Annotated in this window: 15 protein-coding genes; 9 read left to right on the forward strand and 6 right to left on the reverse strand. The window is 64.3% G+C overall.

What is annotated here, in order from left to right:
- Positions 1–13 precede the first annotated feature (13 nt).
- From EB815_RS03895 to EB815_RS03910, 4 genes are all read right to left on the reverse strand, one after another.
- Entirely contained in the window at positions 14–757 is a 744-nt protein-coding gene (locus EB815_RS03895; RefSeq protein WP_056573839.1) for a GntR family transcriptional regulator, read from the reverse strand.
- A gap of 450 nt (positions 758–1,207) precedes the next feature.
- Positions 1,208–1,885, reverse strand: coding sequence for a ribulose-phosphate 3-epimerase (gene rpe / locus EB815_RS03900; protein ID WP_056573842.1), 678 nt, complete (start codon positions 1,883–1,885; stop codon positions 1,208–1,210).
- Between the two features lie 222 nt (positions 1,886–2,107).
- Entirely contained in the window at positions 2,108–5,869 is a 3,762-nt protein-coding gene (locus EB815_RS03905) for a hypothetical protein (protein ID WP_056573845.1), read from the reverse strand.
- 10 nt (positions 5,870–5,879) lie between these two features.
- Positions 5,880–8,135: a hypothetical protein gene (locus tag EB815_RS03910; RefSeq protein ID WP_056573848.1), complete on the reverse strand. Its 2,256-nt coding sequence runs from the start codon at positions 8,133–8,135 to the stop codon at positions 5,880–5,882.
- Positions 8,136–8,348: 213 nt separating this feature from the next.
- On the opposite strand from EB815_RS03910, the gene dnaK reads away from it, so the two are divergent.
- From dnaK to EB815_RS03955, 9 genes are all read left to right on the forward strand, one after another.
- Positions 8,349–10,265, forward strand: coding sequence for a molecular chaperone DnaK (gene dnaK, locus EB815_RS03915; RefSeq protein ID WP_056573851.1), 1,917 nt, complete (start codon positions 8,349–8,351; stop codon positions 10,263–10,265).
- A 223-nt stretch (positions 10,266–10,488) separates the two neighbouring features.
- Positions 10,489–11,616 (forward strand): molecular chaperone DnaJ, encoded by a 1,128-nt coding sequence (gene dnaJ, locus EB815_RS03920; RefSeq protein WP_056573856.1) that lies wholly within the window; start codon positions 10,489–10,491, stop codon positions 11,614–11,616.
- A gap of 149 nt (positions 11,617–11,765) precedes the next feature.
- The gene (gene pmtA, locus EB815_RS03925; RefSeq protein WP_056573859.1) at positions 11,766–12,371 is read left to right on the forward strand and encodes a phospholipid N-methyltransferase PmtA; all 606 of its coding nucleotides are present in this window, start codon (positions 11,766–11,768) and stop codon (positions 12,369–12,371) included.
- Positions 12,372–12,539: 168 nt separating this feature from the next.
- Positions 12,540–13,136 (forward strand): NADPH-dependent FMN reductase, encoded by a 597-nt coding sequence (locus EB815_RS03930; RefSeq protein ID WP_056573862.1) that lies wholly within the window; start codon positions 12,540–12,542, stop codon positions 13,134–13,136.
- Positions 13,137–13,162: 26 nt separating this feature from the next.
- Complete coding sequence (pyrF, locus tag EB815_RS03935) at positions 13,163–13,861, forward strand: orotidine-5'-phosphate decarboxylase (protein ID WP_056576310.1); 699 nt, start codon at positions 13,163–13,165, stop codon at positions 13,859–13,861.
- Between the two features lie 170 nt (positions 13,862–14,031).
- Complete coding sequence (locus EB815_RS03940) at positions 14,032–14,319, forward strand: DUF1330 domain-containing protein (RefSeq protein WP_056573865.1); 288 nt, start codon at positions 14,032–14,034, stop codon at positions 14,317–14,319.
- Positions 14,320–14,623: 304 nt separating this feature from the next.
- On the forward strand, positions 14,624–14,944 hold the full coding sequence (locus EB815_RS03945; protein ID WP_056573871.1) for an ArsR/SmtB family transcription factor: 321 nt from the start codon (positions 14,624–14,626) through the stop codon (positions 14,942–14,944).
- The gene (locus tag EB815_RS03950; RefSeq protein ID WP_056573875.1) at positions 14,941–15,405 is read left to right on the forward strand and encodes an SRPBCC family protein; all 465 of its coding nucleotides are present in this window, start codon (positions 14,941–14,943) and stop codon (positions 15,403–15,405) included. Before EB815_RS03945 ends, EB815_RS03950 begins: the two co-directional genes overlap by 4 nt.
- A 43-nt stretch (positions 15,406–15,448) precedes the next feature.
- Positions 15,449–15,865: a GFA family protein gene (locus EB815_RS03955; protein WP_056573878.1), complete on the forward strand. Its 417-nt coding sequence runs from the start codon at positions 15,449–15,451 to the stop codon at positions 15,863–15,865.
- Positions 15,866–15,873: 8 nt separating this feature from the next.
- Here EB815_RS03955 and EB815_RS03960 read toward each other — a convergent pair whose 3' ends face one another.
- Positions 15,874–17,142, reverse strand: coding sequence for a low temperature requirement protein A (locus EB815_RS03960; protein WP_056573881.1), 1,269 nt, complete (start codon positions 17,140–17,142; stop codon positions 15,874–15,876).
- A gap of 115 nt (positions 17,143–17,257) precedes the next feature.
- Complete coding sequence (locus EB815_RS03965) at positions 17,258–18,328, reverse strand: D-alanine:D-lactate ligase-like protein (RefSeq protein WP_056573884.1); 1,071 nt, start codon at positions 18,326–18,328, stop codon at positions 17,258–17,260.
- Between the last annotated feature and the right edge of the window lie 194 nt (positions 18,329–18,522).

Genomic DNA, 18,522 nt, shown 5'->3' on the forward strand with positions numbered 1-18,522 from the left:
GAGGAAATGGTCGTTACCGCCTAGCGCGCTCGGCCGAAGCGGCGGCTTTTGCGACTTCGCCTTGCTTGAAGCGCTCCATGCATATGGAAGCGGTCAGCTGGTAGTGATCGATCAAGGCCTGGACGGCGCCGTCGGCATTGCCGTCCAGCGCGCATTCGGCGATCCGCCGGTGTTCCCCGAAATCGTCGCGCTGCATGCTCTCGCTGTCATTGGCCATTTGCCGGTAGCGATAGGCGTGATCTGAAAGCTGATCGCAGAAACCCACCAGCCAGTGCGACCGGCAGGCCGAGATCAGCACACGGTGGAAGGTGCGGTGCAATTTCTCCCAGTCCGGATCGAGCGACGGGAGATTTTGCGGCGAACATCGAGAGGCGCGGCCCAGGCGATGCAGCGCCAGCACCAGTTGTTCTTCCCACTCGGTGGTGCGGTGGGCAATGGATTCGCGAAGCGCCCGTTCCTCGAGCCAACAGCGGGTGCGCGTCAGCTCCTCCAGCTCCGTCGCACTGACCGGCATGATGAAGAAGCCACGCTGATCGTGACGGCCAAGGAGACCCTCGGAGGCAAGGCGATTAAGGGCTTCACGGACAGGGGAGGCACCGGCGCCATACTTGGAAACAACCCACTCGACCCGCAGCTTGCTTTCGACTTCCAGAGCGCCGCCAAGAAGATCATCCCGCAATTGGTGATAGACCGTACTGGCAAGCGTACTCTTGGATCCTGTGCCGTCGTCGTTCAGGTTGGCAGCGCCGTATGTCAAATTCGACTCCTTGTCCCCATGTCTCTCTGGGCAATTCGAGTCCGAAAAAGAATCCTTCCGTACATGTACCCTACAGTGCCTTCGTCAAGAGGCTCAAGCACAAGATGCCATCCTAGTACTTAAGCACTAAGGAATATAGCGCTATCCGCCGCCTGATCGGGGGAATTGGCGCGCCTCTACAACCAATGGAACTTAACATGTTTTGTATGCACGCAGGATCATCTGTTCCTTGTGTGCCCGTGCGAGCATCTTTGCTGTCGCGCGCAAAGATACCGCACGGCTGGGCTTGCTCATCCGGTCCGGCGCCGATCTGATTCGGGCGTCACCGTGCTCCTGAAGAACCGTCTCCGCGCAAAAGCTGTCAGCCAGCCGGCCGGTTGGATTCGAAGCGGGATGATCGCCGTGCGTTCGAGCAATTCAGGGCGGTTGGCCGTTTCCTTGAAACGGTCCCTAGCCGGCGGCGTTGTCGGCCGCTGTCCTGATCGCCTCGATGTTGGCACGGTACGCCTCGACGCTGCCGCCCTTGAAGATCGCCGCGCCGGCCACCAGCACATCGGCCCCGGCTGACGTGACCAAAGGGGCCGTTTCGGGCGAAACGCCGCCGTCGATCTCGATGCGGATCGGCCGGTCGCCGATCAGCGCCTTGACCCTTCTCACCTTGTCGACGATCCCCGGGATGAAGGCCTGGCCGCCGAACCCCGGATTGACCGTCATGATCAGGATCAGGTCGAGCCGGTCGAGCACATATTCGATCATCGTTTCCGGCGTCGCCGGATTGAGCGACACGCCGGCCTTCTTGCCGAGGTTCCTGATGGTCTGCAGCGAGCGGTCGAGGTGCGGCCCGGCCTCCGCATGGACCGTCATGCCGTCACAGCCGGCCTCGGCGAAGGCGGCGAGATAGGGATCGGCCGGCGCGATCATCAGATGGCAGTCGAAAAAAGCCCTGGTGCGGTTGCGGATCGCCTTGATCACCGGCGGACCGAAGGTGATGTTGGGGACGAAATGGCCATCCATGACATCGAGATGGATCCAGTCGGCGCCAGCGGCCGCGACGGCTTCGACCTCGTCGCCAAGCTTCGAAAAGTCCGAAGCCAGCACCGATGGTGCGATCAAGGTCTTCTTGCTCATCTCGCGGCCTTTCCGGGCGCCCTTTTCATACCGTTCACCCTGGATCGACTGCCTAATGCCCGGCGGGGGACTTGTCGAGGGTGCAAGCACGGGGGCTCCACAGGCTTGGACGGCGTTGCGGGATCTCCGATCCTGCCGCAGCCAATTCCCGCTTGCCGGGACATGACGAAGAAACCCGCCGGATTGCTCCGGCGGGCCCAAGGTCTGGCGTCAAGCGGACGGCTACTGCTGCTGGAGCTTCAGGATCCTGCTTGGTGCCGGATCCTGCTGCTGTTCAGCCTGCGGCAGGCGCCGTGGCAAGACCTGCTGCAGCAGCAGGCCGGGGTTGAGCTCCAGTGACGGCTGCCCGCGCATCGGCCGGCAGTTGGGATAGCGTCCAACCGTGCCTTCCGGGCAACGCCTCTTGAAGATCGGCTGGCACTGGCCATTGACCATCTGCGAGCCCGGTGCGCATTCCGCCTGCTGCCTGGGCTTGCGGCATGCGCCGTCGATCACATCGGTCCCACGCGGACAGACACACTCGCCGCGCTTGTTGTGGACCTGGCCGCGTATGTCGCACGGCTCCACCTGCGGCTGCTTGCGCCGGCAGGCATTGCCCTGCACCTCGGTACCCCGCGGGCAGACGCAATCGCCGTTGGCATCGTGCACCTGGCCCCGGATGGTGCACTGGTCGGGCTTCGGCCGGACCGGACGGCAGGCGCCGTTGCGCACCTCGGTGCCTTGCGGACAGACGCAATCGCCATCGGCATTGCGGACCTGGCCGGGGATGCGGCACTGCTGAGGCTTCGGCCGGGCCGGGCGGCAGGCGCCGTTACGCACCTCAGTGCCTTGCGGACAGACGCAATCGCCGTTGGCATCGTGGATCTGGCCACGGATGGTGCACTGCTCGGGCCTGTCGGTCCTGACGCAGGCGCCGTTCTCCAGCGCTGTGCCGCGCGGGCAGACGCAGCGCCCGTCCTCGGTCCGGATCTGGCCTTCGAGCAGCACGCAGCGCTTGGGCGGCGGCACGGGAAGCGGCAGAAGATTGGTGCCGCCGCCGGTGCACTGGCCATTGCGGAAGGTGGTGCCTTCCGGGCAGACGCAGCGGCCGGCGTCGTTCATGACGAAGCCCGGCGAGCACTGGTTCTTCACCTCATGCGTGATGGTGAAGGGGTGGCACGCATAGGCCTTGCCGCGATCGCCCTGCACATTGGTCGCATCCTTGGACAGCACGTCGCCGCCGCCCTGGACCCGCGTGTCGGGAGACAGGACACCAACGCAGTTCTGGCCATTGACGTCGCCCCGCAGATTGGCAAGGCGCCCGTCGTCGGGAATGACCACTGTGACATGATGCGACTGGCTTTCGCCGGCCCCGAGCGTCAGGGTGGCTATGCAGGACAGAGGCAAGCTCGCCGGTTCGGGCGAGCAGCCGAAGGGCGGGTCGATCGAGGTGATCGCAACGCCGTCCAGCCGGCCGAGCCCTTCCACGCCGATCGCATCGCCGATGCGAACCGGGCCGGAGAAGGGGCTCGTTCCATCATTGGAGATGGTGATGTCGAACGAGCAGGGCTGGCCCAGCCGGCATTCGCGGTCGCCGGTCTTCTCGACACGAATGGTCGAGGAGCCGCCGCCCTTGGCGCAGGCCTGGCCAATCGGGTAGACGACATCGTCGCCTTGCGCCGGCCCATAGAAGCCGCGCGCGCAGTTCTCGAACTCGCCATTGGCCGAGACCGTCACGTCGAAGTGGCGGCTGGTTCCGGGTGCCATGACGGCACCGGGAATCTGGCACGACAGCGTGTTGGCCGGAACCGGTCCGCACGCCCATTCCGCGCCGTCTGGAGTGACGGTCTGGATCTGGACGGGCGCGCCTCCCGACACCAGCGTGGCGGCATCGTTGACCCGCACCGGACCGGCGGGAGCCGCCGTGCCGGCGTTGGAGACGGTGATGCGGCAAGAAACGGCCGCGGCACCGGCCAGCGAGCCGCTGCACACCTTGGTGATGCGCAGGCCGGGCTGGCCACCATTGGGACGACGGATGCGCTCCTTGGCGCAGGCCTTGTTGTTGGTGAGGTCGACCTCACCGGGAACGGCCTTCGCCTCGGCGCAGTTCTCGACCGTGTCCGACCGGTAATCGGCCGGCATGACCGCCTTGACGAAGATCGGCGTCGAGGCGCCCACGGGCAGCGCGATGCCGGGGTTGTCGCAGCGGAACTGACCGGGGCCGTTCGGGCCGCATGTCCAGGGCGGGCTCGGCCCGAAGGTCGAGGAGGCCGGTGCGCCGCCGGGATAGTTGTCGATCACCGTCAGCGGCCCGGTATAGGTCGAGGTGCCGTTGTTGATGATGTCGATCACGAAGAAACAGACGCCGTCGGCCGTGCAGATTTCGGTGCGGGCACGCTTCTTCAGGATCAGGTCGACCTTCTTCTCGACCGGCGGCTGGCAGTCGCGGTCACGATCGCCACGGCGGCAGATCGGGATCGAGGCGCAGCCACGGTCGTTCGACTGGCTGCCGAACAACGGCTTGCCGCTGGCGGCATAGTTGTAGGCGGCGCAGTTGCGCAGCGCACCGCCCTGCCAGCCCCCGGCCGGCTTGAAGCCGAGCTTGAGGTCGACAAAGGCCCCCGGATTGAGCGTGGTCATCGGATAGGTGCACGTCATCGGGGTGGTGCCGGGCACGCAGACCCAGGGCGGATTGGGCCCTGAGCTCAGCGTCGAGCCGGCCGGCAGCGTCACCTCGTCGAGCACGATCTTGCCGTTGTAGGGTGCGGTGCCGACATTGGTGACCCTGATGGTGAAGTCGCAGCCGCCGGCCATGGTGCAGCGCGCGACATCGGCGCGTTTCTCGACCTTGAGGTCTGGCTCCTTGTCCCTGGGCGGGCAACGCTGGTCGCGCGGGATGACGATGTCGATGGTCTGCGTGCAGCACAGGCCCCAGCCTTCCTTCGGGCCGGCATAGGTCTCGATGCCGGTGACGATAAGGTGGATGACGTCGCCGGGCGATGCGCCGACGATCTTCCAGTTGAGCACGCCGCCGCCCGCCGGCACCAGCTGGGTGTCAGGGATGATGGTGATGCCGGGCGTGGTGGTCGACACCTGCACCCACTTGCCGCCCATCTCCGGGCCGACCGGCATGTGGTAGATGAAGGCACCGCCGCCGGGTACGCAATCGACGGTGCCGCGTTCCACCTTGAAGCATTCCTTGCCGGGAGGTGGCGGCGGCGGTTCGCACTTGGTGACATCGATCTTGATCGAGGTCTTCACGCCGGTCTTGTAGTCGCCATCGTCGGGTTTGCTCGGATCCTGCGACGGGATGATGGTGCCGGTGCCGGCTCCGTTGCTCACCTTGATCAGGCCCTGATTGTCGATGATCGTCGGCGAAGGAAACGCAGCATGGTCGATCCTGGCCGTGATCTGGAAATTGATGACGCGTTCATTGGCGGCCCCGGCGCCGTCGAGATCGTCGGCGGAGAGCCGGAAGTCGGACACCGTTGCGGTATCGCTGGGACCCGCCGTGTTGCTGATCGTCGCGCCCGGCAGTGATCCGCCGGAGGCATCCGTGCCGTCGCCGGATACATTCACGTTGACGATGGCCAAGCCGTGCGGAAGCTGGTCCTTGAACTCGATCTTGAGTTTCTTCAGCAAGGCCACAAGACCCGGATCGGCAAAGCCCTGAGGATCACCGCGCAGGCCAAAGCTCAGGGAGTAGACGACAGAGTCGCAGCCTCTCTGGGTGCCTTTCTTGGTGAAGAACGGCACGACCCGTTCCGGCCTCGGATTGACGACGCGCGAATTGTCGAGGTCGAGCCTCAGTTCCGGCGTGACCGGCGCGGCGTCTTCCGCGTGGCTTGCGAGGGGGGTGAGCATGGCGACCGCGACCCCGGCCGCCATCAGCCAGCGCGCGCCGCGCCTGGCGTATGACAGGGGTCTCATGATCGTCTCCATGACGATTGACAGCTTGTCGGTTGAGTTGTTTCGCGCGAGCGGGGAGAGTGCGAGATTGTTCATCTTCCCCTCCTCAACGTTCGCAGCTGACGGCTGGGGTGCGGAGCGGCAAGGTCATCTTGCAGCAAGGGTAGTAGCCACCCTTGTCCTTGTCGGACTTCCTGTAGAAGCAAAGTCCAACGTCCACTCTGTCGCCCGGATAGTGGCCGGTGATGTTGATCGTGTACGGCGTGCCGGGCGCATGCGACATGGGTGTGGTCACCCCGACGCCTGGCGTCCTGGACTTTGTTTCATTCGAAGGCTGGACCTTGATCGAATCGCCGCCGAAGCCGGCATGGTCATGGAGATAGAGATCGGCCTCGAGGCCCGAAGGCGTGCAGTAGTACCTGATATCTTCAACGTCGAGACACGGTGGCAGGTTGCCGGGCGGTGGGAAGTCCGGCGGGTAGAAGGGTGGCAGATAGCCGCCCGGGATTTCTTCATAATAGCCGGCGCGGCCCTCGCAGGGGTGCCAGACGGCGACGTCGCCGACATGGCCTTCCACCTCGGGATCCTCGAAATAGCCGTCGAAATCGACGAACCAGGAGCCGAAGGGCGGCGCGTTGGCCGGCTTGACCAGATCCTTGGGCATGATCTGCACGCCATGCACGGCGAGGGGGCCGCCGGCGGCGAGCTGTTCGGCGAGCGTCGGATTGTCGCGCAGCTTGTCGCCGGTGTTGACCAGCGTCTGCGTGCAGACCGAGGTGTCGAGATTGCCGTCGGCGTCATAGCCATATTGCAGGTCGAGGCCGCCGGCCGACTGCCTGAAACCTTGCGGGAAGCCGACCGCGTATTCCTGCGGCGCTTCCACCCAGACCGATTCCGTTGCCGGATCGTCCGGATTTTCCCTGAAGTAGCGGATGACCTCGCCCTTGCCGGAATCTGCGAAGCGGCTGTAGTCGTAGCGGTTCTCGATCGGGCCGCGCTGGGCGAGATACATGAAGCCGCTGTTGTCGAAGGCGATGTCGGTGACGGCGTAGTCCTTGTCGGCCTTGACCGTCAGCTCCCAGCGCGGGTCGCCGGCAAAGGTGCCGTCTCGGGCGATGCCGACCGACCAGACCTCCGATTTTTCGCCGACCGAATAATAGAGACGGCCGCCATGATAGGAAACGGCCCAGACGCGGCGCTCGTCCTGGGTGTAGCCCCAGGTCTCGGGGTCCTCCGTGTCGAACGCCGCGCCCTGTATGTCCATCACCGCGCCGTCGTCGGCGATCGGAGCCAGGCCATGCGCCGGCCGCCCGGCGACGCCATGATCGAAGGTGTCGATCAGCCTGCCATTGGCGTCCATGCGATGGATCAGGCCGGTGTCGAGGTCTGAGGCGAAGAACTGGCGGTGGCTGGGATCGAATGTGATATTGCCGATGCCGGGACCGCTGTTGGTGTCGATGTCGGCGAATTTGGCGACCTGGCCGGTGATGCCGTCGATCTTCCAGATGGTGCCCGGCCCGCCACCATTTTCGGTACCGAACTGGCCATCCATGAAGGTCGCGCCTGCCGTTCCACGGCGCTGCCGCTCCGGCCTGCCATCCTTGTCGGCGTCCGGCGTGACGATCTCGATGCCATGCAGCGAGGTGGCGGCGGCATAAAGGTTGGGAATGCCCGATGGCACCCCATCGCGCACGCCGTCATCATAGGTGAGGCCGAACACCTCGCCGATCTGGCCTGATGTCACCTCGAAAGGCGGCGGCGTGAAGACGAGCTGGCCCGATGCCGGTCCACCCAGGTGCGAAACGTCGAACACGCGCAAGGTGGCGCGCGTGGTGTCGATGAAGGTTTCGTCGACCGGATCGACGCCGGGCGGCAGGCCCTCGTCGAAATTGGGGATGACGGTGCCGGGAAAGCCGGTGACCGCCATCGAGCCTGGATAGATGATCTGGGTGTCCTGCGCCCGGGCGGCGCCGCCAAGCCAGAGGCCGGCGGTCAGGGCGAATGCAAGAACGCCGCCGGTCTTCTTGACCAGGCGGCGCAAACGGCTGACGCGAGAAGACACTGACAGGCCGTGATCGCAAGACATAGAACTCCCCCCGAAGTCTACGGGAGGAATATCCGGCTGTGCCGCGCAAATCAGGGCAGGGCGCGGCGGTCCGGCACGTTCATCCCTGATCGAATTGTCTGCTTTCCTCTTCATTACGATACGCCTGCTCTTACCTAGGGTCAACGGAAGCAGCGGGAAGCCCAGCGCGTCGACACCGTCCCGAAGGCGGCGGTCGCGCCGAGTTCCTGTTGTTCCCGGAGACCGTGGAGCCTCTCGGTTGCTGGTCATGGGGACTTCCTTTCCGGGCCGCACCATGCGGCACCTGGACGTCAGTCGCGGGCGGAGGTGGAAAGGTTCATGAAAGCCTTGCGCAGAATGCTTGCGCCCGATGCTGCCTGTTCTTATATACGCGCCAAGCCGTCCGACGCCGGGGACACCGGTTGCCGAACGGGATTTCTTGTGAACAGGGGCTTTCGTCGGAACGCCTTCACGGGTCCTGAAAGCCTGCTTAGCGGAGAGACTAGAAAAATGGCAAAAGTAATCGGTATCGATCTCGGCACCACAAATTCCTGCATCGCCATCATGGATGGCAAGGAGCCGAAGGTGATCGAGAATGCGGAAGGCGCACGCACGACGCCTTCCATCGTCGCCATCTCTGGCGACGGCGAACGTCTGGTCGGCCAGCCGGCCAAGCGCCAGGCGGTCACCAATCCTGAAAATACCATCTTCGCGGTCAAGCGCCTGATCGGCCGCCGCTATGACGATCCGGTGACGGAGAAGGACAAGAAGCTTGTCCCCTACAAGATCGTCAAGGGCGACAATGGCGATGCCTGGGTCGAGGCCGGCGGCAAGAAGCAGTCGCCCTCGCAGATCTCGGCCATGATCCTGCAGAAGATGAAGGAGACGGCGGAAGCCTATCTCGGCGAGAAGGTCGAGAAGGCGGTCATCACCGTTCCGGCCTACTTCAACGACGCCCAGCGCCAGGCGACCAAGGATGCCGGCAAGATCGCCGGCCTCGAAGTGCTGCGCATCATCAACGAGCCGACGGCGGCAGCGCTTGCCTACGGCCTCGACAAGAAGGACGGCAAGACCATTGCCGTTTATGACCTTGGCGGCGGCACGTTCGACATTTCGGTGCTGGAAATCGGCGACGGCGTGTTCGAGGTGAAGTCGACCAATGGCGACACTTTCCTCGGCGGCGAAGATTTCGACATGCGCCTGGTCGAGTACCTGGCGGCCGAGTTCAAGAAGGAACAAGGCATCGATCTGAAGAACGACAAGCTGGCCCTGCAGCGCCTCAAGGAGGCGGCTGAAAAGGCCAAGATCGAGCTGTCTTCGACGACGCAGACCGAAATCAACCTGCCCTTCATCACCGCCGACGCGACGGGGCCGAAGCACCTGACGCTGAAGCTGACGCGCGCCAAGTTCGAAAGCCTGGTCGAGGATCTCGTCCAGCGCACCATCGAGCCCTGCAAGGCGGCGCTCAAGGATGCCGGCCTGAAGGCCGGCGAGATCGACGAAGTGGTCCTGGTCGGCGGCATGACCCGCATGCCCAAGATCCAGGAGATCGTGAAGCAGTTCTTTGGCAAGGAGCCCCACAAGGGCGTCAACCCGGATGAGGTCGTCGCACTCGGCGCCGCCATCCAGGCCGGCGTGCTGCAGGGCGACGTCAAGGACGTGCTGCTGCTCGACGTGACGCCGCTGTCGCTCGGCATCGAGACGCTGGGTGGCGTGTTCACACGGCTGATCGAGCGCAACACGACGATCCCGACCAAGAAGAGCCAGGTGTTCTCGACCGCCGAGGATTCGCAGTCGGCGGTGACCATCCGGGTCTTCCAGGGCGAGCGTGAAATGGCGGCCGACAACAAGGCGCTTGGCCAGTTCGACCTGGTCGGCATTCCGCCGGCGCCGCGCGGCGTGCCGCAGATCGAGGTCACCTTCGACATCGACGCCAACGGCATCGTCAATGTTTCGGCCAAGGACAAGGGCACCGGCAAGGAGCACCAGATCCGCATCCAGGCTTCTGGCGGCCTTTCGGACGCCGACATCGAGAAGATGGTCAAGGACGCCGAGGCCAATGCCGAGACGGACAAGAAGCGTCGCGCCGTGGTCGAGGCCCGTAACCAGGCCGAGGCGCTGGTGCACTCTTCCGAGAAGTCGCTGAAGGAATATGGCGACAAGGTCTCGGAAGCCGAACGCACGGCGATATCGGATGCGATCGCGGCGCTGAAGACCGCGGCCGAGGGCGACGACGCGGCCGACATCGAGGCCAAGAGCCAGGCACTTGCCGAAGCTTCGATGAAGCTTGGCCAGGCCATGTACGAGGCCTCGCAGAAGGAAGCGGCGGAAGCCGACGCCAAGGCGGATGCCGCCAAGGACTCCGACGTGGTCGATGCCGATTTCGAGGAAATCGACGAGGACGACGACAAGAAGAAGTCGGCCTGAGCCGCCCGACGGCAAAATAAAGCGGAAAGCCCGGCGTAAAGCCGGGCTTTTTTGCAACCCTTGCCGAAAAAGTGCGGGGCCTTGCCGAAAAAACGACAGAAAAGCCCGGACAGGCGCACGCCAGCACTGGCATCCGGGCGGCACCAATCCTAAATCGAGACGACGTGCCGGCAAACGACGCAACAATGCATCAAGACGTTGAGCATCCGGACAGCGGGAAAAAATGAAAGCTGATTTCTACGAAACGCTGGGCGTGCAAAAGGGCGCCGACGAGAAGGAGCTCAAGAGCGCTTTCCGCAAGCTCGCCATGCAGTTCCATCCCGACCGCAACCCCGGCGATCATTCCTGCGAGCACAAGTTCAAGGAAATCAACGAAGCCTACGAGACGCTGAAGGACCCGCAGAAGCGCGCGGCCTATGACCGCTTCGGTCACGCCGCCTTCGAGCAGGGCATGAATGGCGGCGCGCAAGGCTTTGGCGCCGGCGGCTTCGCCGACATCTTCGAGGATATTTTCGGCGACATGATGGGCGGGCGTCAGCGCCGCTCGTCGGGTGGCCGCGAGCGCGGCGCCGACCTGCGCTACAACATGGAAATCTCGCTGGAAGAGGCCTTCGCGGGAAAAACCGCGCAGATTCGCGTGCCGGCCTCGATCTCCTGCTCCGAATGCTCCGGCAGCGGCGCCAAGCCCGGCACCCAGCCTGTCACCTGCTCGATGTGCCACGGCCACGGCAAGGTGCGCGCCACGCAAGGCTTTTTCTCGATCGAGCGCACCTGCCCGCAATGCCAGGGCCGCGGCCAGACCATCAAGGATCCATGCCCGAAATGCGCCGGCCAGGGCCGCGTCACCGAGGAGCGCTCGCTGTCGGTCAACATTCCGGCCGGCATCGAGGACGGCACCCGCATCCGCCTGGCCAATGAGGGCGAGGCCGGCCTGCGCGGCGGGCCTTCGGGCGACCTCTACATTTTCCTGGCGGTGAAGCCGCACGAATTCTTCCAGCGCGATGGCGCCGATCTCTACTGCAAGGTGCCGATCTCGATGACGACGGCAGCCCTTGGCGGCTCGTTCGAGGTGACGACGCTGGACGGCAGCCAGACCAAGGTGAAGGTGCCCGAAGGCACCCAGAACGGGCGCCAGTTCCGGCTCAAGGGCAAGGGCATGCCGGTGTTGCGCCAGCCCAATGTCGGCGATCTCTATATCCAGACCGCGGTCGAGACGCCGCAGAACCTTACCCGCCGCCAGCGCGAGTTGCTGGAGGAATTCGAACAGCTCTCCTCGCAGGAGAATTCGCCCCAATCGAGCGGGTTTTTCGCCCGCATGAAGGATTTCTTCGAATCCTTCGGCGAGCGTTGATCGAGCAGGAATGGCGCGTGGTCGGATGAAACGCGCCGAATCCCGAGGCGCGACGAAATCTATCTTATCCACGACATCGGCATGGCCGTGCCTTGCCTTGCGTCAACCAGGTGTTAAGTAGCTTGCGGGGAGCGTTGAGGAGAGCTTGCATGACACGTGGTCACGGACTGCGGAAGGCGCTAGCCGAGAAGTTCGACGACGAACTCAAATTCTTCAAGGGCTGGATCGACAAACCCAAGACGGTCGGCTCGATCGTTCCGACCAGTTCGGTCACCGCGCGCAAGATGGCCTCGATCGTCAATCCCAGGTCCGGCCTGCCGGTGCTCGAGGTCGGCCCCGGAACCGGGGTCATCACTCGCGCCATCCTCGCCCAGGGCGTGCGGCCCGAAAACCTCTACGCGGTCGAATACAACACCGATTTCGTCCGCCACCTGCGTTGCCTCTATCCCGGCGTCAACGTCATCGAGGGCGATGCCTTCAACCTCAACGCCACGCTTGGCGAGCGGAGCGGCATGGTCTTCGATTCCGTCGTGTCCGGCGTGCCGTTGCTCAACTTCCCGGTCGCCCAGCGTATCGCCTATATAGAGAGCCTGCTTGACCGTATCCCGGCTGGCCGGCCTATCGTGCAGCTGACCTATGGCCCGATGTCGCCGATCCCAGCCGGACGTGGCGACTATACGGTCAAGCATTTCGATTTCATCATCCGCAACATCCCGCCGACGCAGCTGTGGATCTATCGCAGGGAAGCGCATTAGTTCCTCTGCGGTGCAGAATTCTGCTCCGCTGCGCTCCGCGGCCAAGGTCACGGCATGGATCCCAGGGTCTCCGCGACGGAACTTCGCTCCTGCTTCGTCCAGGGATGACGAAGTTGGCGTTGATTTGATCGAACCTTGGCTGTACCTGTCCGGGAGCAAGGATGGCTAATGGCAGTGATCCCGAGAATCCTCGTCTTCGCCGGGTCGAACCGGACGGGCGCCTATAGCGGCAGGACCGCCGACGTGGCGCAGAAGGAACTTGCGGTGCAGGGCGCCGAGGTGACCCGCATTTCGCTCGCCGACTATCCCCTGCCGATCCTCGACGAGGACCTTGAGAAGGAAAAGGGCGTTCCGGAAAACGCCGTCAAGCTCGGCCGCCTGATCGCCGCGCATGACGGGCTGCTGATCGCCACGCCGGAATACAATGGCTCGATCCCGCCGCTGCTGAAGAACACGATCGATTGGGTTAGCCGCGTGCGCCGCGATGGCGGCCGGCCGGTCAGGCCGCTTGCCGGCAAGGTGGCCGCCCTCTGCTCCTCCTCCAACGGGCACTTCGCCGGCATCCGCTGCATCAACCATCTGCGCGCCGTGCTGGTGCGCTGCCAGATGGAGGTGGTGACGCCGGAATGCTCGGTGCCCGACGGCGACGACGCCTTCGCGGAAGGCGGCAATTTTCGTGACGAGAGACTGCACAAATCGATGGAGCATCTATGCCGCACGCTGATCGAAACCTCGCGCATGCTGTCCACGCGGATCGAGGCGTGATCTCCGCAACCATGCAGACCCAGCCCATGCAGGCGAAATCCATGCAGGAAAGACTGATCGTCGGTCTCGACGTGCCGACCGTGAGGGAAGCCGAGCAGGCGGTGCGCGAACTCGACGGCGTCGTCTCCTTCTACAAGATCGGCTATCAGCTGGCCTTCGCCGGCGGACTGGACTTCGCCAGGGAACTGGCCAGCGGCGGCACCAGGATCTTCCTCGACATGAAGCTGCTCGACATCGACCACACGGTGGCCAAGGGCGTCGAGAACATCGTCAAGATGGGCATGACCATGCTGACCATCCACGCCTATCCGAAGGCAATGCGCGCGGCGGTGGAGGCGGCACGCGGCAGCGACCTTTGCCTGCTCGCCGTCAGCGTGCTGACCTCGATGGACGAGCAGGACATGATCGATGTCGGCTATGAATATGATCCGCACACGCTGGTGCTCAGGCGTTCGGAACAGGCGCTGCACGCCGGCATGGGCGGCATCGTCTGCTCGGCCGCCGAAGCCGAAGCCGTGCGCCGCATCGTCGGACCCGACATGGCGGTGGTAACGCCCGGCATCCGGCCGGCGGGCAGCGACCATGGCGACCAGAAACGCGTGGTGACGCCGGCGCAGGCGATCCGCAACGGTGCCAGCCACCTTGTCGTGGCTCGGCCGATCGTCGCGGCGGCCAACCGACGCGAGGCGGCCGAAGCCATTCTGGAAGAAATGCGCTCTGCCTGAGGGCCAGTTCCAAACTCCGCCCCGGCGGCGGCGTTTTCCGCGCTTCCGATGCTCCGCCGCTTTGGGTACGCTGCGCTTGTCCCCCTGCGGTGACCCAAGAACCACGAGCCGTCGCGGGGCGATTCTTAAGACCGGTCCTCGCTTGACGGACAGAAACTCGGAGAAAAAGCATGCCCAAGGGATATTGGATCGCCCGCGTCGATGTGCGCGATGCCGAAGGCTACAAGGACTACGTCGCCGCTTCAAAGCTGGCCTTCGACCGGTTCGGCGCCAAATTTCTGGCGCGCGGCGGCGCGCATGAAAAGGCCGAAGGGCCAGGGCGCGGACGCAACGTGATCATCGAATTCGAATCGCTCGCGGTCGCGCATGACTGCTATCACTCACCCGAATACCAGCGCGCTGTCGCCATCCGCCAGAAGGTCGCCGACGGCGAGATCGTGCTGGTCGAAGGCATCTGAGACCCCATTTCGGTAGAGTGGGAGCTGGGAATGATCCCGGCGAAGTCGTGAAGGCGCGCCCCGTGCTTGGCCCAAGGGCGCAGCACCCACTCCGAAGCCCACATCATCCGTAATGTTGTCAGCCAGCCGTGCGGCCTGGCCGACGACCCGCCACAGCCGTTGGCCGGCAACGGGACAACGCTAGCCATCCAGCAATCGAGGTCAGAGCCCGATAGCTTCGTCGAGCAGGGCGAGGCGGGAACGATTGACGATTGACATGCAGGTATTTGCCTGCATATTATGACCCCACAACAGATTGAGACCGATGGACGCCGACAAGGTTTTCAAAGCGCTGGGCGACCCGACACGCAGAAGGCTGCTTGACCTTCTCTGCGAGAAGAACGGGCAGACGCTCGGCCAGCTTTGCGAACATCTGGACATGGCAAGGCAATCCGCCACCCAGCACATCGACCTCCTGGAGGCGGCCAATCTGGTGAGCACGGTCAAGCGCGGCCGCGAGAAGCTGCACTTCATCAACCCGGTGCCGCTGCACGAAGTCTACGAGCGCTGGGTGCGAAAGTTCGAACGGCAGCGGCTCAGCCTGCTGCACGACCTGAAGCAAGAACTCGAAGGAGAGGGCCAATGACCCGAGAGACGACCAGTTTTGTCTACGTGACCTATATCAGCTCGACGCCGCAAAAGGTGTTCGAGGCCATAACCAGGCCAGACATCGCACGGCGCTACTGGGGTCACGAAAACGTCTCCGACTGGAAGGCGGGATCGAAATGGGAACATATCCGCGCCAATGACGAGCGCACCGTCGAACTGGTCGGCAAGGTCGTCGAAATCGAACCGCCGACCCGTCTGGTGATGACCTGGGCGAACGCCTCGCAGGCCGACGACCCGTCCAAATACAGCCGGGTGACGTTCGGCATCGAGGAATACGACACCATGGTGCGGCTGACCGTCACCCATGACGAACTCGAAGCCGGCAGCGGCATGGCGAAAGGCGTCAGCCAGGGCTGGCCGGCCGTGCTGTCCAGCATGAAATCCTTCCTCGAAACCGGCAGCGGCATCGACCTTTTCGCCAAGCCGAAATCGGCCTGACATGCCGGGATATCGTGCGGAACCAGGCCCGCGGAGAACGACAATGACCAAGCGCTATCGAGGCGGCTGCGCGTGCGGCGCGATCCGCTATGAGACCAGCGGCGAGCCGATCTTCCAGAACCATTGCCAATGCCGCGATTGCCAGAGGCGCGCCGGCACTGGCCACGGATCCTATCTGACCTTCGGCCAGCGCGCCGATATGGCGATTACCGGCGACGCGAGCACCTGGCGGGTGGCCGCTGACAGCGGCAACGAAAAGATCCACGCCTTCTGCCCGACCTGCGGAACACCGGTCTATCTGACATATGTCGCCATGCCGGAGCTGATCACGGTTTCCGCGGCCAGCCTCGACGACCCCAGCGATTTCAAGCCGCAGGCCGTCACCTACACGATCCGCAGCCATGGCTGGGATATTCTCGATCCTTCCTTGCAGGCATTCGAGCGAATGCCTGCGGGATAGCCGGTGTACTAAGTCACCGCCGAATGCTCGTCGCTGGCCAGTGCTTCCGCCTGGTGGCGATGCCCGAGCGTTTCGTAGCCGACGACGGTGACGGCCGGCGCCAGCATCAGGATGACGAGGCAGACCGCCATATCGACACCGGCAAGCGCGGCGAGGATGGCAAGCGCCACGACCGCCGCCGTCGCGACCAGCAGCCAGATGTGGAACGGGTCGAAGCGCCTGACGAGATAGGTGTAGAGCACATAGATCGCCGCCAGGAAGACACTGACGGGAATCGCGGTGGCAAGCAGCGTCGCAAGCGGGCCGACATGCGCCTTGTGCTCGATGAAGTAGGCCGCGACATGCAGGCCGGCGCCGGTCGCGACGATGGCGGTGACGATCAGCATCTGGCCATAGCCCCAGACGAAAGCGCGGTTGCGGTGGGCGTGCAATATCGGCGCTGAGGGCAGCATGTAATAGACCCACCACATGCCGAAGGTGAGCCCGGTGCCGGCGATGCAGACCAGGGCCGCGTCCAGGGACCAGCCCTGTTCCTCGACCACGGCCGACAGGCTCGCGAGCGTGCCGACAACCCCTTCCCCCAGCGCGATGATGGCGAACAGGCTGTAACGCTCGGCCATGTGGTGCGCATGCCACGGCGTGCCGCCATCCCTGCGTTCGGCGACCACCGGCCCCGCCAGCTCGATGAGGCCGAGGATGATGGCCAGTATGATGCTGGTGCCGACCGGGAAATCGACGACGATCTGCACCACCCAGCCGATCTGGGCAACCGCGATTGCCTTGGCATAGGTAAGGCAGGCGCGGCGCCGGGCGGGATCCTGTCTCGCGGCGCGCAGCCACTGGAAGATCATGGCCACCCGCATGATCACATAGCCAAGCACCATCACCGAATTGTCGAGATGCTCGCCGTGCTCGATGGAAGCGAACATGCGTGGCAGGCCGACGGCCAGCACCAGCACGCCGATCATCTGCACCATGGTGACGAGGCGGAAAACCCAGTCGTCGGTGTCATAGGCCGAGGAGAACCAGGAGAAATTGACCCAGGCCCAGCAGATGGCGAAGCTGGCGAAAGCAAAGCCGAGCAAGGCCGAGGTGTAATGGCCTTCCGCCAGTGCGTGGGCCAGCTGCGAGGAGGCAAAGCTGAACGCCGTCACGAAGGTCAGATCGAACAGAAGTTCGAGCGGGGTGGCGACACGATGCCCTTCATGCGGATCGCGCCCGGTCATCCGCCTGATGTGATGGTGCAGGGTTTCAGGGACGACAGGCGTGGTGTTCATCGCGCGGCCTTGGCAGGAGTAAGTTGTCAAGCCGACACTAAGGGCAGAGCGGGACGCGTCAAGGCGTGCGGCCCGAGCCGCACGCCGCCAAGTTCGGCGGTTTCGGCAGTGCCGTCTATAGACGCTTCTGGCCGATCAGCCGGCTCGCCGCGGTTTCGGCCATGGCGTCGGCAAGCTCCAGACCCCACTGCTGGCGGCAATAGGCGCGGAAATCGAAGCAGGGCAGGCCGGGGCAGACCTCGAATTCGATCAGATGAACCGTGTCGTCCGCCTCGACGCGCAGGTCGACGGAAAACACGTCGCGCAGGCCAAGCCCGCTGATCAGCCGCCCGGCGATCGCACGAATCCTGGCATCGGCGGCGGGTTGAAGGTCGGCGACGGCAACCAGTTCCGGCTCAGCATAGAGTCCCGCCGCCTTCGCGGCCTCGCCGGTTTCACCGTAGAGCGCCAGACTGTCGGCCATGGTCTGGAAATCGCCGCCCGAATCGACAAAGGCAATGCCGAGCGCTTCGGTGCCGGTTTCCGGCGTCAGCCCGAGGAAGCTGGCGCGCACGTTGCGGCCGGCGACATAGGGCTGGACGACGACGTCGTCACGATAGGCGGCAAAGACGCGCCGGCTAAGCTCCAGCGCGTGACCGAGATCGGCCGCACGCGAATCCGGCCAGATGCCGATCTTGGCGCCGAGCCGGTTTGGCTTGACGAACCAGCCGGCGGCGGAAGCCGGGGGCTCGACCAGCCATTTGCCATTCCGGGCAAGGCCGGCCTGCGGCACCGGCAGGCCGAGCGCGCCGAGCACTGCGCCAGAGCGGAACTTGTCCTGGCAGAGCGCGAACAGCGAATCGTCGGCGCCGACGGTCCTCAATCCCTTGAGCCTGGCCAGCGCGGGAGCGGCGCCGCCACGGAAATAGGCGACGCCGTCGGACAGCGTCCAGATCAGCGTGTTCTCCGCATCCCCGCCGTCAAGCGCCTGGGCGGCATCGTCGAGTGCCACCGGCGTAAAGGTGAGACCGCGTGCCTCGCAGGCGGCGGCAAGGGCACCGAATTCAGGGGCAAGATCCGTCGATTGTGCCAGGTAGGACGAGATTTCGGCGGCGCGCTGCGGTGGGTGGCCGTCGGAGATCAATCGGTCGAAGCAGGCCTTTTCCGGCTCGTAGACAAGGATCAGCTTTGGCTTGTGGCTCGACATCGATGAACGGTTCCTGGAGCATGATGCCGAAAAGCGCGGAGCGGTTTTCGGACGACATAATGCTCTATCTCTTCGATTTGGAGACGGCTTCAGATTTCAGGTCGAATCGACCTGAAATCATCCGGCTCCGGCGGTGCGATCGCCTACCATCGCACGGCGGACGCAAACGGCTTTCGGGAAACCGACGCAGGCCA

The organism is Mesorhizobium loti (assembly GCF_013170705.1).
Taxonomy (GTDB): domain Bacteria; phylum Pseudomonadota; class Alphaproteobacteria; order Rhizobiales; family Rhizobiaceae; genus Mesorhizobium; species Mesorhizobium loti_D.

Bases quoted from the DNA above. Each gene is read 5' to 3' on its own strand.
- rpe (WP_056573842.1), bottom strand. From the start codon at position 1,885: ATGAGCAAGAAGACCTTGATCGCACCATCGGTGCTGGCTTCGGACTTT.
- EB815_RS03905 (WP_056573845.1), bottom strand. From the start codon at position 5,869: ATGAACAATCTCGCACTCTCCCCGCTCGCGCGAAACAACTCAACCGAC.
- EB815_RS03910 (WP_056573848.1), bottom strand. From the start codon at position 8,135: ATGGTGCGGCCCGGAAAGGAAGTCCCCATGACCAGCAACCGAGAGGCT.
- dnaK (WP_056573851.1), top strand. From the start codon at position 8,349: ATGGCAAAAGTAATCGGTATCGATCTCGGCACCACAAATTCCTGCATC.
- dnaJ (WP_056573856.1), top strand. From the start codon at position 10,489: ATGAAAGCTGATTTCTACGAAACGCTGGGCGTGCAAAAGGGCGCCGAC.
- pmtA (WP_056573859.1), top strand. From the start codon at position 11,766: ATGACACGTGGTCACGGACTGCGGAAGGCGCTAGCCGAGAAGTTCGAC.
- EB815_RS03930 (WP_056573862.1), top strand. From the start codon at position 12,540: ATGGCAGTGATCCCGAGAATCCTCGTCTTCGCCGGGTCGAACCGGACG.
- pyrF (WP_056576310.1), top strand. From the start codon at position 13,163: ATGCAGGCGAAATCCATGCAGGAAAGACTGATCGTCGGTCTCGACGTG.
- EB815_RS03940 (WP_056573865.1), top strand. From the start codon at position 14,032: ATGCCCAAGGGATATTGGATCGCCCGCGTCGATGTGCGCGATGCCGAA.
- EB815_RS03945 (WP_056573871.1), top strand. From the start codon at position 14,624: ATGGACGCCGACAAGGTTTTCAAAGCGCTGGGCGACCCGACACGCAGA.
- EB815_RS03950 (WP_056573875.1), top strand. From the start codon at position 14,941: ATGACCCGAGAGACGACCAGTTTTGTCTACGTGACCTATATCAGCTCG.
- EB815_RS03955 (WP_056573878.1), top strand. From the start codon at position 15,449: ATGACCAAGCGCTATCGAGGCGGCTGCGCGTGCGGCGCGATCCGCTAT.
- EB815_RS03960 (WP_056573881.1), bottom strand. From the start codon at position 17,142: ATGAACACCACGCCTGTCGTCCCTGAAACCCTGCACCATCACATCAGG.
- EB815_RS03965 (WP_056573884.1), bottom strand. From the start codon at position 18,328: ATGTCGAGCCACAAGCCAAAGCTGATCCTTGTCTACGAGCCGGAAAAG.